The sequence below is a fragment of the Pseudomonas sp. MG-9 genome (genome assembly GCF_018729515.1).
Classification (GTDB): Bacteria; Pseudomonadota; Gammaproteobacteria; order Pseudomonadales; family Pseudomonadaceae; genus Aquipseudomonas; species Aquipseudomonas serboccidentalis.
In genome coordinates this window covers 352,342-366,394 of sequence record NZ_JAHHZH010000004.1, presented here as the reverse complement: position 1 = coordinate 366,394, position 14,053 = coordinate 352,342, and the positions used below count along the sequence as shown (strand labels likewise).

The following is a 14,053-nucleotide window of genomic DNA, read 5'->3' as shown; positions in this document are numbered from 1 at the left end:
GGGGATCGTGTTTCTCTGTAGGAGCTGCCGAAGGCTGCGATCTTTTGCTTCTGTATCACGCCCATCAATCATCCTGTTCAGCCTCTATCAGCAAGCCTAGACTCGGCCCAACCCCAAATTTCAGGTAGGCCGCCATGTCCGAGACGCTGCTCAGTTCCCGTAATCTGGCTTTCGAGCTGTACGAAGTCCTCGATGCCGAGGGCCTGACCCGGCGTGAGCGCTTTGCCGAGCACAACCGCGAGACCTTCGACGCCGCCATCGGCACCGCGCGCAGCATCGCCGAGAAATATTTCGCACCGCATAACCGCAAAGGTGACGAGAACGAGCCGCGCTACGAGAATGGCCAGGCGATTCTGATTCCGGAAGTCAAACCGGCGGTGGATGCCTTCCTCGAAGCCGGTTTCCTCAACGCCGCGAGAAGTTTCGATGCCGGCGGCATGCAACTGCCGACGTTGCTGTCGCAAGCCTGCTTTGCGCATTGTCAATCGGCGAACGCGGCAACCACTTCGTACCCGTTCCTGACCATGGGTGCGGCCAACCTGATCGAAAGCTTCGGCACCGATGAGCAGAAACAGCGCTTTCTGCAACCGATGATCGACGGTCGCTTCTTCGGCACCATGGCCCTGACCGAACCACACGCGGGTTCCTCGTTGTCGGATATTCGTACGCGTGCCGAGCCCGCGTCCGACGGCACTTATCGCCTCAAGGGCAACAAGATCTTCATTTCCGGCGGCGATCACCCGCTGTCGGAAAACATCGTGCACATGGTGCTGGCCAAGCTGCCGGACGCGCCGCCGGGGGTGAAGGGTATTTCGCTGTTCATCGTGCCGAAGTTTCTGGTCAACGATGACGGCACTCTGGGCCAGCGCAACGATGTGCTGCTGGCCGGGTTGTTCCACAAGATGGGCTGGCGCGGCACCACCTCTACAGCACTGAACTTCGGCGATAACGGCGAGTGCGTCGGCTATCTGGTGGGCAAGCCGCACCACGGCTTGAGCTACATGTTCCAGATGATGAACGAGGCACGGATCGGCGTCGGCATGGGCGCGGTGATGCTCGGTTACGCCGGTTACCTGTATTCGCTGGAGTACGCCCGGGAGCGCCCGCAGGGCCGAGTACCGGACAGCAAGGATCCGACCACCGCGCCGGTAGCGATCATTCAGCACGCGGATGTCAGACGCATGCTATTGACGCAAAAGTCCTACGTCGAAGGAGCATTTGACCTCGGCCTGTACGCGGCGCGGCTGTTCGATGACACCACGACGCTGGAGACCGACGCCGAGCGTAAACAGGCCCATGAGCTGCTGGACCTGCTGACGCCGATCGTCAAATCCTGGCCGTCGGAGTTCTGCCTGAAGGCCAACGAACTGGCGATCCAGATCCTCGGCGGCCACGGTTACACCCGTGAATACCCGGTAGAACAGTATTACCGCGACAACCGCCTGAACCCGATCCACGAAGGCACCCACGGCATCCAGTCGCTGGACTTGCTCGGACGCAAATTGGCGCAAAACGGTGGCGCAGGGCTCAAGCAACTGATCCGCTTGATCGCCAACACTGCCGAGCGCTCTACCGCGCATGAATCGCTGACCGCACTGCGTGAGCCACTGGAAAAACTGCTGGCGCGCCTGCAAACAGTAACCATCGGCCTGCTGACCGATCTGGCGCAGGGCAAGGTCAACAGCAGCCTGGCGAATTCGGCGCTGTACCTGAAAGTGTTCGGGCACACGGTGATTGGCTGGCGCTGGCTGGAGCAGGCGATCCGCGCCGAAGAAGGCCTGGCCAAGGGCAATCCGGCGGATGCCGACTTCTATAAGGGCAAGCTGCAGGCGGCGCGGTATTTCCTGACGTGGGAAGTGCCAGGTTGCCAGCATGAGCTGGCGTTGCTGGAGGCGCGGGATGATACGTGTCTGGCGATGCAGGATGCGTGGTTCTAAAAGCAAAAGATCGCAGCCTTCGGCAGTTCCTACAGGAAACGCATTCCAATGTAGGAGCTGCCGAAGGCTGCGATCTTTTGATCTTGATCCTTTAGCTCAACTTGAACCCACCCATCTGCCGCGCCAGATCATCCGCCAACCGCTGCAACATCTGACAATCCTCGCGACACGCCCGAACCTCCCCTGCTGTGGCCCGCGCCAGGTCGGAAATCCCCTGCACATTGCGATTGATCTCCTCGGTCACCGCTGACTGTTCCTCGGTCGCCGTCGCCACCTGATGATTCATGTCACTGATACGCTCCACCTGCCCGGTAATCGCGGTCAGCGACGCGCCGGTACGCTGGCTCGATTCAACGCCAGTGCCGGTCGCGGCCTGGCCGGTGCGCATCGATGACACCGCATTCTCGGCGCCCTGCTTGAGGCTGCCGATCATCTGCTGAATCTCGTCGGTGGAGGCCTGTGTGCGACGCGCCAAGGTGCGCACTTCATCCGCCACCACGGCAAACCCACGCCCCATGTCGCCGGCGCGCGCCGCTTCGATGGCGGCATTGAGTGCCAGCAGGTTGGTCTGCTCGGACACCCCGCGAATCACCGCCAGCACCGAGTCAATCGACGCCACTTGATGCGCCAGCTCACCCACCGCCCCCGCCGCTATACCGATCTCATCAGACATGCTTTCTATATGGCGGATCGAGCCACCGACCACTTCCCGCGCCTGCAGCGCTTCATCGCGCGCGGTTTGCGAGGCCAGCGCGGCGTTGCCGGCGTTCTGCGCGATCTCCTGCACGGTCAGGCCCATTTCGTGAACGGCGGTGGCGACCATGTCGGTCATTTCCTGCTGGCGTCCGGAGCGCTCGGCGGTGTTTTCCACCACCCTGGCCACTTGGCCGACGGCGGTGCGCAAGCGCTCGCTGGTGGTCAGCACTTCACCGATCAATGCGCGCTGGCTGTCGAGGAATCGGTTGAAACCCCGAGCCAGATCGCCCAGCTCATCGGCGCGGCTGGAATCTAACCGATGGGTCAAATCTCCACCGCCGCTACCGATGGCTACCAGCGCGGCTGTTACCTGACGAATCGGTCGCACCAAGCCCTGGGCCAGCCACACCACCAGCGCCAGACACACCAATGCCACCGCCAGACCGATACCGCCGCTCATCCACATTGCTTTGCGAGCTTCGGCATAGATCTGCGACTGCGGCACTTCGGCCACCAGTGTCCAGCCCAGATCACGCAAAGGCAGGCTGAAAGCGAGGAAGTCTTCGCCGTCGCGCTGGAAACTGCTGCTCACGGCCTCTTTTTGGCCCATCACCGACTGCGCTGCATCAGCACCGATCTGCTCACTCAAGGTGCGTTTACCGCTGAACTGCGCTTCAGGATGAACCTGGATCAAACCGTCAGAACGCACGAGATAGACCTTGCCGCGCTCGCCGAAACTGAAATTGTGGATCAGCGCCGACAGCTCTTTCATGCTCAGGCCAAGCCCCGCCACGCCGACCACTTTGCCGGCCTGCTCGACTTTCAGGTCGATGAACAACGCCAGTTCTCCGGTGGCGCCGTCGTTGTCGATATTCAGGGTGCGCGGCTGGGGGCTGTCGAGGAAGGAATAGAACCAGGCATCGGCCGGTTTGGCGCGACTGAGGGTGCGGTCGAGGCCTTTTTCGGTAATGTAGTGATTGGATTCAGTGCCGATGATCAGCGCGGTGAAAGCCTTGTGTTCGGCGCGGATGCCTTCCAGATACTGCGCGAAGGCCGCTGTTTTGCTGCTGTCTTCACCCGAGACCAGCCAGTCGCGGACCATGCTGTTGCTGGCGATATCTTTGGCGGCGGTCAGTGGCTGGACGAGGATGCGTTCGATGTCGTTGCGCGTCGCTTCGATGCTCGACGGCAGCGCTTGTTCGACCAGATAACTCTGGGCGAGGCGGTTGACCACCAGGGTATAAATGCCAACCACGATCAGGACGCTGACCAACAGGGCGCTGCCCATGCCGAGAATCAGCTGCCATTGAATACTGCGACGCCAGAACTGCATGGAGCACCCCCAAAGAATAAGTGGCCGAAACAATGCAACAGCCGTGCCGATTGTATACAACCCGATCGACAATCTATTCTTTGGTTGTGCGCAACCCCATCAGCCCTGATTGATGGTCTTGGCGATGGTTTCGACCGTGGCGCTGACTTGCTCTTGGTAACGGTCGAGTTCTTCCTGGTGCTGCTTCTTCATTTCGATCTGCTGCGAGCACAGATTCATGGCGGCCAGCACCAGCAAGCGGTCACCGATCAGCGTCGGGTATTTGCGTTTGGTGTCAGCCAGTGCGGCCTTGAGCATCAGTGCGGCGTCCAGCAGGGTCTGTTCTTCCCCGGCCGGTGCCTTGATCGAATAGTCCTCCCCGAGAATGGAGATGACTTTTACCCCTGCTGTGCCGTGGTTCATGCGCTGACAGGACCTGCGTTGACGCGATCAACCAGAGCCTGGATGCGCGCTGCGGTGGCGCCGTGCTTCTCTTCCTGTTCCATCAGGCTCAGTTGCAGGCTTTCGTTTTCATCCTTGGCCTGGGCCAGTTCCGTGGACAGGGTCTGGTTGGTTTGCGTGAGGGTCTGGTTCTGTTGCACCAGGTCGCTGACGAGCTGTTCCAATTGGCTGAGGGATGCTTCCAACATTTTGATCTTCCAGGCGTTTTTCAAAGGGCGCGTACGATAAAGAAAAGTCACTGCGGATGCCAGGGTTAAACCGGCGCAAGGCCTTGATTTTCCTGGTGGCCGACCGTTCTCGCGAGTTTAAAAGACTGTGATCTGCCGATCTGGTTCCTGCACTTCGTCGCCAAGGGCCGTATGCGACAAATACGCACACCGCCTCAAGACTTTAGTCGCATGACCGATAAGTCATCCATACAGCAGTCTCAGCCCGCATGGATGCGGCCCTTTCCTTGGTACCCGCGCCATGTCCCTTCGCAATATGAATATCGCCCCCAGGGCGTTTACCGGCTTCGCCCTGATCGGCGGCCTGATGCTGATTCTCGGCGTGTTCGCCCTGAACCAGATGAGCAAAATCCGCGGCGCGGCCGAGGATATCACCGCCAACAGCGTGCCGAGCATCAAGAACCTCGACGAGTTCACTCAACTGACCCTGCGCCAGCGGGTGCTGTCATACCGCTTGCTGGTCAACCGCGAAACGGACGTGCAGCAGAAGACCATCGAGCTGCTGGAGACGCGCAACCAGCAGATCCGCGCCGCCCAGACTGCCTACGAGCCGCTGATCGGCAGCCCGGAAGAACGCGCCGCCTACGATCAATACGTGCAGTTGCTGGGCCAGTATCGCCAGATCGAAGACCGGATGAAGAGCCTGTCGCGCAACAATCAGGTGGACGAGTTGCGCAATCTGCTCAACACCGATCTGTTGAACAACTCCGAAGCGATGAACACCGTGCTCAACCGTCTGATGCAGATCAACGGTCAGCAGATCAGCGAAACCAACCAGCAGGCCGCCGAGCAATATGCTTCGGCGTTCAATCTGGTGGTCACCCTGCTGGTCGTCGCCACCGGTCTGACGTTGCTGTTCGCCTGGCTGCTGACCATCAGCATCACCAAGCCGATTTCCAAAGCGCTGGACGCGGCGGAAACCATTGCCGAAGGCAACCTGACCCAGCCGATCCACGTTGATGGCAGCGACGAAGCCGGGCGCCTGCTGGCCGCCATGGCCAAGATGCAATCGAAGCTGCGCGACACCTTGCAACGCATCTCCGGTTCCGCCACCCAACTGGCTTCCGCTGCCGAAGAGCTGAACAGCGTCACCGACGAAAGCGCCCGTGGCCTGACCCAGCAGAACAACGAAATCGAACAGGCCGCCACCGCGGTCAACGAAATGACCAGCGCTGTGGAAGAAGTCGCACGCAATGCCGTGAGCACTTCGGAAGCCTCGAAGAACGCCACCACCTCAGCCGGCGACGGTCGTGACCTGGTGCAGGAAACCGTCAGCGCCATCGAACGCATGAGCGCCGACGTGCAGAGCACCGCAAACCTGATCGGTGATCTGGCGAATGAATCCCGTGACATCGGCAAGGTGCTGGACGTGATTCGTGGTCTGGCGGATCAGACCAACCTGCTGGCCTTGAACGCGGCCATCGAGGCAGCCCGTGCCGGCGAAGCCGGGCGTGGTTTTGCTGTGGTGGCGGATGAGGTCCGTGCGCTGGCCCATCGCACCCAGCAGTCGACCAGCGAGATCGAACGCATGATCGGCAGCATCCAGAGCGGCACCGAACACGCCGTGGATTCGATGCGCAACAGCACCGAACGCGCCGAATCGACCCTGAACATCGCCCGTGGCGCCGGCCTGTCGCTGGACACCATCAACACCGCGATCGTCGAAATCAACGAACGCAACCTGGTGATCGCCAGCGCCGCCGAAGAGCAGGCCCAAGTGGCCCGCGAAGTGGATCGCAACCTGGTGAACATCCGCGACCTGTCGGTGCAGTCGGCTACCGGCGCGAATCAGACCAGTGCGGCGAGCAATGAGCTGTCGCGTCTGGCGCTGGACCTGAACAACATGGTTGGGCGCTTCAGCCTGTAACAACATTTACCTTGAAGTAAATGAACTCTCTGTGGCGAGGGAGCTTGCTCCCGCTCGGCTGCGCAGCAGTCGCAATCCAGCCACTGCGTCTGCTCTGAGAAAACCGTAGCGTCTGATTTTTGGGGGCGCTGCGCACCTCAGCGGGAGCAAGCTCCCTCGCCACAGGCATCACATGCCGCACCGCCTGTGTGATCACGCTGTAAAAAGCTTTTTGACAGCATCACATTTCAACAGGTTAGAATCGCTGGCACGCAGACTGCATGGTCAGTTTGTGCCCGTCTTTACGCTTCTGGAGTACTGCCTTTGAATGCGACGACCATCAACAGCCTGTTCTTGATCGGCGCGTTGCTGGTAGGTGCGAGCATTCTCGTCAGCTCACTCTCTTCCCGTCTCGGCATCCCCATTCTGGTGATCATTCTCGCGGTCGGCATGACCGCCGGGGTCGATGGCGGCGGGATCATTTTCGATAACTACCCGACGGCCTATCTGGTCGGCAACCTCGCGCTCGCGGTGATCCTGCTCGACGGTGGCTTGCGTACCCGGGTCTCGAGTTTCCGCGTGGCCTTGTGGCCGGCGCTGTCGCTGGCGACGGTCGGGGTGTTGATCACCACCGGGCTGACCGGCATGGCCGCCGCGTGGCTGTTCGACCTGAACCTGATCCAGGGCCTGCTGATCGGCGCCATCGTCGGCTCCACCGATGCGGCGGCGGTGTTCTCGCTGCTCGGCGGCAAGGGCCTCAACGAACGGGTGACCGCCAGCCTGGAAATCGAATCCGGTAGCAACGACCCAATGGCGGTGTTTCTCACCGTGACCCTGATCGACATGCTCGCCAGCGGCCAGACCGGCCTGCACTGGAGCCTGTTGACCCACCTGATCCGCGAGTTCGGCATCGGTGGCGTGATCGGTCTGGGTGGCGGCTGGCTGATGCTGCAACTGGTCAACCGGATCAACCTTGCCACCGGCCTGTACCCGATTCTGGTGATCGCCGGCGGCCTGGTGGTGTTCGCCCTGACCAACGCCTTGCACGGCAGCGGTTTCCTCGCGGTGTACCTGTGCGGTCTGGTGATCGGCAACCGCCCGGTGCGCAGCCGCCACGGCATTCTGCACATGCTCGACGGCATGGCGTGGCTGGCGCAGATCGGCATGTTCCTCGTGCTAGGGCTGCTGGTCACCCCACATGATTTGCTGCCCATCGCCCTGCCCGCCCTCGGCCTGGCGCTGTGGATGATTCTGTTCGCCCGGCCGTTGTCGGTACTGGTCGGCCTGCTGCCGTTCAAGGCGTTCCATGGCCGCGAGAAAGCGTTTATTTCCTGGGTCGGCCTGCGCGGCGCGGTCCCGATCATTCTGGCGGTGTTCCCGTTGATGGCCGGGCTGCCGGATGCGCAGCTGTACTTCAATCTCGCGTTCTTCATCGTGCTGGTGTCGCTGCTGGTGCAGGGCACGAGCCTGCCGTGGGTCGCCAAACTGTTGAAGGTGACGGTACCGCCGGAGCCTGCACCGATCTCCCGTTCCGCGCTGGAAGTGCACGTCACCAGCGAGTGGGAACTGTTCGTTTACAAGCTCGGCGCCGAGAAATGGTGCATCGGCTCGCCCCTGCGTGAACTGAAAATGCCCGAAGGCACGCGCATCGCTGCCCTGTTTCGTGGTCAGCAACTGCTCCATCCGTCGGGTAGTACGGTGCTGGAAGTCGATGATTTGCTGTGTGTGATCGGCCATGAACACAACCTTCCCGCCCTCGGCAAACTGTTCAGCCAAGCGCCGCAACGTGGCCTGGATCTGCGTTTCTTCGGCGACTTTGTGCTCGAAGGAGACGCCCAGCTTAAAGCGGTTGCAGCGCTTTACGGGTTGCCGGCCGAGGGCATTGATCCGGACATGACCCTGGGCGCGTTCATTGCCCACAAGGTCGGTGGTGCACCGATCGTTGGCGACCAGGTGGAGTGGAACAACACCCACTGGACGGTCGCGGTCATGGACGGGAACAAGATCGGCAAAGTGGGCGTCAGATTCCCCGAAGGAAGTCGCCCGGGTCCCGGTCTCTTCCTCTAAACTGCGTCCACTCTCACTTGCTTGACCGGTCTCTATGCCTACCCTGCGCTCCTTCTTTTTCGCGGCCCTGCTGGGCCTGAGTCTTTCCGTCGGCCCGCTGTACGCCGCCGAACCGCCGTCCAGCGAAGCCGTGCAGGCCAGCCTGGACAAACTCGCCGACAGCAAACTGCCGGATGCCGATAAAAAGGCCCTGCAAACGGTCCTGCAAACCACGCTCAATCAGCTCAACAGCCGGCGTGATTACGACCAGAAGCTGATCGACCTCAAGCAGCAACTGGCGACCGCACCGCGGCAGACCATCGAGAACACCCGCGAACTGACGCGCCTCAAGGCCACAGCGGTGGTACCGGTGGCGCAGCGTTTCCCCAAAGAGTCGATCCAGCAACTGGAGCAGATCCTCACTGATCGCTCGACCCAGCAAAGCGATCTGCAAAAAGCCCTGGCCGATGCCAACAGCCTGATCATCACCGCCCAGACCCGCCCCGAGCGCGCTCAGGCGGAGATTTCCAGCAGCCAGACGCGCATTCAGCAGATCAACAACATCCTCAAGTCCGGCAAGGACGCGGGCAAGACAGTCAGTGCCGAGCAGCGCGATCAGTTGAACGCCGAGCTCGCCGCGCTGAACGCGCTGATCCCGCTGCGCCGTCAGGAGTTGGCCGGCAACAGCCAGTTGCAGGATCTGGGCAACAGTCAGCATGACCTGCTCTCGGAGAAGTCCGACCGCCTCGACCGCGAGATTCAGGAACTGCAGACGCTGATCAACCAGAAGCGTCTGGCGCAGTCTCAGGAAACCGTTACCCAACAATCGATCGAGGCACAAAAGGCCGGCGGCAGCAGCCTGCTCGCCACCGAAAGTTCGGCCAACCTCAAGCTCTCCGACTATCTGCTCAAAAGCACCGACCGCCTCAACGAAGTCACCCAGCAGAACCTGCAGACCAAACAGCAGCTCGACAGCCTGACGCAAAGCGACTCGGCCCTTGACGAGCAGATCAACGTGCTCAAGGGCAGCCTGCTGCTGTCGAAGATTCTCTATAAGCAGAAGCAGGCGTTGCCGCGACTCAAGGTCGACCGGGATCTGGCGGACCAGATCGCCGACATTCGCCTGTATCAGTTCGAAGTCAGCCAGCAGCGCGAACTGCTGAGCAATCCGGCAACCTACGTCGACAACCTGCTCTCCACCCAACCGCCCGAGCAAGTCACCCCGCAACTGCGCAAGAGCCTGATGGAACTGGCCAACACCCGCGCCGACCTGCTGGAGCGTCTGAACCGCGAACTGAGCGCGGTGCTCAACGAATCGATCACCCTGCAACTCAACCAGAAACAACTGCTGAGTACCGCGCAAAGCCTGCGCGCGACCCTCGACGAGCAGATGTTCTGGATTCCCAGCAACAAGCCGCTGGACATGGAATGGATACGCGGCGTGCCGGAACGGCTCAAACGCCAGATCGACACCCTGCCGCTGGCTTCGAGCCTGAGCGAGCTGACCGACGGCCTGACCCAGCGTCCGCTGTTGTTCCTGCCGCTGGCCTTGCTGATCGGCGCCCTGCTGTGGCGGCGCAAGGCGTTGTATGCGCGGTTGAACAAGGTTCACCAGGACATCGGTCACTTCAAGCGTGACAGCCAGTGGCACACGCCGCAGGCGATCCTGATCAACATTCTGCTGGCGATGCCGGTCGCTCTTGGCCTGGCGCTGTGCGGTCTGGCCTTGCAGATCGACGCCCGCGGACAGAACGCCAACATGGGCGCGGCGCTGCTGCAAATGGGGCAGGCGTGGCTGGTGTTCTACACCGCTTACCGGATTCTCTCGCCGGGCGGCGTGGCCGAGTTGCACTTCCGCTGGGACAAGCCGCAGGTCGAGTTCCTCCAGGGCTGGATCCGGCGCCTCGGGCTGGTGGTGATGGCGCTGGTGACTGTGGTAGCCGTCGCCGAACTGCAACCGGCGGCGCTGGCCGACGACGTGCTCGGCATGCCGGTGGTGCTGACCTGCTACGCGCTGATGGCGTGGTTGCTCAGCCGTCTGCTGATCAGCAGCCCGGCCCACGAAAACACTTCGCTGTTCCGCAAGGCCGTCGGCGTGATGTTCACCGTGCTGCCGATCGCCCTGTTCGTCGCGGTGTGCTTCGGCTATTACTACACCGCGCTGAAACTCAGCGACCGATTGATCAACACCCTGTACCTGCTGATGTTCTGGCTGGTGATCGAAGCCACGTTCGTCCGTGGTCTGGCGGTCGCCGCACGACGTCTGGCCTACCAGCGCGCCCTGGCCAAGCGTCAGGCCGCCAAAGAGGCCGGCGACGGCGAAGCGGTGATCGAAGAGCCGACGCTGGACATCGAAAAGGTCAACGAACAGTCGCTGCGTCTGATCCGTCTGGCGCTGCTCGGCGGCTTCATCGCCGCGCTGTACTGGGTCTGGGCTGACCTGATTTCGGTGTTCTCGTACCTCGACAACATCACCCTCTACGAATACACCAGCGGCACCGGCGCCAACATGAGCATGGTGCCGATCAGCATCGGCGACATGCTCGGTGCGCTGATCATCATCGGTATCACCTTCGCCCTGGCGCGCAACCTGCCGGGTCTGCTCGAAGTGTTCGTGCTGTCAAAACTCAACCTGGCCCAGGGCAGTGCCTACGCGACCACGACGCTGCTGTCCTACGTGATCGCCGGCGTCGGCTTCGTCTCCACCCTGTCGACCCTCGGCGTGAGCTGGGACAAGTTGCAATGGCTGGTGGCGGCGCTGTCGGTCGGCCTCGGTTTCGGTATGCAGGAGATCTTCGCGAACTTCATCTCCGGCATCATGATCCTGTTCGAGCGCCCGGTGCGGATCGGCGACACCATCACCATCGGCAACCTGTCGGGCACCGTGAGCAAGATCCGCATCCGCGCCACGACCATTACCGACTTCGACCGCAAGGACATCATTGTTCCGAACAAGACGTTCATCACCGGGCAACTGATCAACTGGTCGCTGACCGACACCATCACCCGGGTCACGCTGAAACTCGGCGTGGATTACGGCTCCGACCTGGATCTGGTCAAGGAACTGCTGCTCAAGGCCGCCCGGGAAAACCCGCGCGTGCTCAAGGAACCCGAGCCGCACGTGTACTTCCTCAACTTCGGCGAAAGCACCCTCGATCACGAATTGCGCATGCACGTACGTGACCTCGGTGACCGTAACCCGGTGATCGACGAAGTGAACCGCTTCATCAACCGCGAATTCAAGAAGCAGCACATCAACATCTCGTTCCGCCAGATGGAGGTCTACCTGAAGAACCTCCACGGTCAGGAATACAAGTTGGTGCCGGTTGAAGCGGAAACCAAAACCATCGTCCCGATCGGCGCGGAGCAAAAGCCGCTGCAAGAGCCGCCGCCCGCCAAACTCGACTAACCGGTCTAATCCCAGCAGAATGCTCGGACATTCTGCTGGAGCCGGCCCTTGAAAGCCCTCGACGAACTGACCTTCGACAATCGCTTCGCCCGCCTGGGCGATGCGTTCTGCGCCCATGTGCTGCCCGAGCCGATCGACAACCCGCGTCTGGTCGTCGCCAGCCCGGCGGCGCTGGCCCTGCTCGATCTCGACCTGGCAACCGCGCAAACCCAGGAGTTTGCCGAACTGTTCGGCGGCCACAAGCTGTGGGCCGATGCCGAGCCTCGGGCGATGGTCTATTCCGGGCACCAGTTCGGCGGGTACACACCGCAACTGGGCGACGGTCGAGGCCTGTTGCTGGGCGAGGTCTACAACAACGCTGGCGAGCACTGGGACCTGCACCTCAAGGGCGCCGGGCAGACGCCGTTTTCGCGCATGGGTGATGGCCGCGCGGTGTTGCGCTCATCGATCCGTGAGTTCCTCGCTTCCGAAGCGCTGCACGCACTGAACATCCCGTCTTCACGGGCAGCCTGCGTGATCGGCTCCGACACCCCGGTGTGGCGCGAAAAGCAGGAACGCGCGGCGATGGTGCTGCGCCTGGCGCCGAGCCATATCCGCTTCGGCCACTTCGAATATTTCTACTACACCAAGCGTCCCGAGCAGCAGAAGCAGCTCGGCGAGCACGTGCTGGCGATGCATTTCCCCGAGTGTCTGGAACAACCGGAACCGCATCTGGCAATGTTCCGCGAAATCGTCGAGCGCAATGCCGAACTGATCGCCAAGTGGCAGGCCTACGGCTTCTGCCACGGGGTGATGAACACCGACAACATGTCGATCCTCGGCATCACCTTCGACTTCGGCCCGTTCGCCTTCCTTGACGATTTCGACGCCAATTTCATCTGCAACCACTCTGATGATCAGGGCCGTTACTCGTTCAGCAATCAGGTGCCGATCGGCCAGTGGAACCTCAGCGCCCTGGCCCAGGCCCTGACGCCGTTCATCAGCGTCGAAGCCCTGCGCGAAACCCTCGGTTTGTACCTGCCACTGTTCCAGGCGCACTACCTCGACCTGATGCGCCGTCGCCTCGGTCTCACCACAGCCGAAGAGGATGACCAGCAACTGGTGGAAAACCTGCTGCAACTGATGCAGAACAGTGGCGTTGATTACACGTTGTTCTTCCGTCGCCTCGGTGAAGATTCCGCCGAGCAGGCCGTCGCCCGTTTGCGCGACGATTTTGTCGACATGAAGGGCTTTGATGCCTGGGGCGAACGCTACGTCGCCCGGGTTGCCCGTGATGGCGACGCTGATCAGGCACAGCGCCGCACGCGGATGCATGCGGTCAATCCGTTGTACATCCTGCGCAATTATCTGGCGCAAAAAGCCATCGATGCGGCTGAGCAAGGCGATTACTCAGAGGTACGCCGGCTGCATGCGGTGCTGAGCAAGCCGTTCGACGAGCAACCGGGGATGGAGGGTTATGCCGAGCGGCCGCCGGAGTGGGGCAAGCATTTGGAAATTAGTTGTTCGTCGTGAGTGCCAGCGCCTCATCTTGATAAACAGTTCGTACGGCACCAGATAAGTTGTACGAACCGCTGAACTCAACGAGCCGAACATGACCAGCCCACTCCTTATCCCCTGCCCTTCCTGCAACGGCCTCAACCGCATCCCGGCCGAGCGCCTCGCGGACCAGCCTAAATGCGGGCGCTGCAAATCCGACGTGCTGTTGAGCAAGCCGTTCGACCTCAAGCAAGGCGACTACGCCAGCCAGATCAAGGGTGATCTGCCGCTGTTGGTGGACGTGTGGGCGGACTGGTGCGGGCCGTGCAAGTCGTTTGCGCCGGTGTTCGAGCAGGCGGCGGCGCAACTGGCGGGCAAATGCCGACTGGCCAAGCTCGATAGCGAGGCCAATCAGCAGTTGTCGGCGCAGTTGGGGATTCGTTCGATACCGAGCCTGATTTTGTTCAGGAATGGGCGGGAAGTGGCGCGCCAGAGCGGGGCGTTTCCGTTGCCACAGTTGATGGCGTGGCTGCGTAGCCAGGGCATCTGAAACACCACAAGCCCCTGTAGGAGTGAGCCTGCTCGCGATGGCGTCGTTGCAATCAACAGAGATGTTGAATGTGACGGACTCATCGCGAGCAG

Annotated in this window: 9 protein-coding genes and 2 pseudogenes; 7 read left to right on the top strand and 4 right to left on the bottom strand. The window is 61.4% G+C overall.

Annotation, left to right across the window (positions count from 1 at the left end; genetic code table 11):
* Nucleotides 1-134: 134 nt before the first annotated feature.
* The gene (locus tag KKQ10_RS12565; protein ID WP_215501274.1) at nt 135-1,937 is read left to right on the top strand and encodes an acyl-CoA dehydrogenase; all 1,803 of its coding nucleotides are present in this window, start codon (nt 135-137) and stop codon (nt 1,935-1,937) included.
* A 91-nt stretch (nt 1,938-2,028) separates the two neighbouring features.
* Here the strand turns inward: KKQ10_RS12565 and KKQ10_RS28755 are convergent, their stop codons facing one another.
* The 4 genes and pseudogenes from KKQ10_RS28755 to KKQ10_RS12550 all read right to left on the bottom strand — a co-directional run bounded on the left by KKQ10_RS28755 (nt 2,029) and on the right by KKQ10_RS12550 (nt 4,595).
* Nucleotides 2,029-2,760, bottom strand: a complete 732-nt coding sequence (locus tag KKQ10_RS28755) for a methyl-accepting chemotaxis protein (protein WP_425518812.1) — start codon at nt 2,758-2,760, stop codon at nt 2,029-2,031.
* 135 nt (nt 2,761-2,895) lie between these two features.
* A pseudogene (locus KKQ10_RS28750) lies at nt 2,896-3,921 on the bottom strand (cache domain-containing protein); the annotation flags it as partial.
* 144 nt (nt 3,922-4,065) lie between these two features.
* Nucleotides 4,066-4,368: a cell division protein ZapA gene (locus KKQ10_RS12555; RefSeq protein WP_003220971.1), complete on the bottom strand. Its 303-nt coding sequence runs from the start codon at nt 4,366-4,368 to the stop codon at nt 4,066-4,068.
* Nucleotides 4,365-4,595, bottom strand: coding sequence for a hypothetical protein (locus tag KKQ10_RS12550; RefSeq protein ID WP_003220969.1), 231 nt, complete (start codon nt 4,593-4,595; stop codon nt 4,365-4,367). Before KKQ10_RS12550 ends, KKQ10_RS12555 begins: the two co-directional genes overlap by 4 nt.
* 280 nt (nt 4,596-4,875) lie before the next feature.
* Here KKQ10_RS12550 and KKQ10_RS28745 point away from each other — a divergent pair.
* The 6 genes and pseudogenes from KKQ10_RS28745 to trxC all read left to right on the top strand — a co-directional run.
* Nucleotides 4,876-5,598, top strand: a pseudogene (locus KKQ10_RS28745) (MCP four helix bundle domain-containing protein); the annotation flags it as partial.
* A 30-nt stretch (nt 5,599-5,628) separates the two neighbouring features.
* Nucleotides 5,629-6,501 carry a methyl-accepting chemotaxis protein gene (locus KKQ10_RS28740; RefSeq protein ID WP_425518811.1) on the top strand — a complete coding sequence of 291 codons (873 nt, stop codon included), beginning with the start codon at nt 5,629-5,631 and terminating at the stop codon, nt 6,499-6,501.
* Nucleotides 6,502-6,804: 303 nt separating this feature from the next.
* A complete protein-coding gene (locus KKQ10_RS12540) occupies nt 6,805-8,547 on the top strand; it encodes a potassium/proton antiporter (RefSeq protein WP_127648668.1) in 1,743 nt (580 codons plus the stop codon).
* Between the two features lie 34 nt (nt 8,548-8,581).
* Nucleotides 8,582-11,935 (top strand): mechanosensitive channel MscK, encoded by a 3,354-nt coding sequence (gene mscK / locus KKQ10_RS12535; protein ID WP_215501271.1) that lies wholly within the window; start codon nt 8,582-8,584, stop codon nt 11,933-11,935.
* Between the two features lie 48 nt (nt 11,936-11,983).
* Nucleotides 11,984-13,447 (top strand): protein adenylyltransferase SelO, encoded by a 1,464-nt coding sequence (gene selO / locus KKQ10_RS12530; protein WP_215501270.1) that lies wholly within the window; start codon nt 11,984-11,986, stop codon nt 13,445-13,447.
* 79 nt (nt 13,448-13,526) lie between these two features.
* Nucleotides 13,527-13,961: a thioredoxin TrxC gene (gene trxC / locus KKQ10_RS12525; protein ID WP_127648665.1), complete on the top strand. Its 435-nt coding sequence runs from the start codon at nt 13,527-13,529 to the stop codon at nt 13,959-13,961.
* Nucleotides 13,962-14,053: the final 92 nt, after the last annotated feature.

What these genes read in the sequence shown, in the direction of transcription:
- KKQ10_RS12565 (WP_215501274.1), top strand. Translation starts at nt 135, where the DNA reads ATGTCCGAGACGCTGCTCAGTTCCCGTAATCTGGCTTTCGAGCTGTAC.
- KKQ10_RS28755 (WP_425518812.1), bottom strand. Translation starts at nt 2,760, where the DNA reads ATGGTCGCCACCGCCGTTCACGAAATGGGCCTGACCGTGCAGGAGATC.
- KKQ10_RS12555 (WP_003220971.1), bottom strand. Translation starts at nt 4,368, where the DNA reads ATGAACCACGGCACAGCAGGGGTAAAAGTCATCTCCATTCTCGGGGAG.
- KKQ10_RS12550 (WP_003220969.1), bottom strand. Translation starts at nt 4,595, where the DNA reads ATGTTGGAAGCATCCCTCAGCCAATTGGAACAGCTCGTCAGCGACCTG.
- KKQ10_RS28740 (WP_425518811.1), top strand. Translation starts at nt 5,629, where the DNA reads ATGGCCAAGATGCAATCGAAGCTGCGCGACACCTTGCAACGCATCTCC.
- mscK (WP_215501271.1), top strand. Translation starts at nt 8,582, where the DNA reads ATGCCTACCCTGCGCTCCTTCTTTTTCGCGGCCCTGCTGGGCCTGAGT.
- trxC (WP_127648665.1), top strand. Translation starts at nt 13,527, where the DNA reads ATGACCAGCCCACTCCTTATCCCCTGCCCTTCCTGCAACGGCCTCAAC.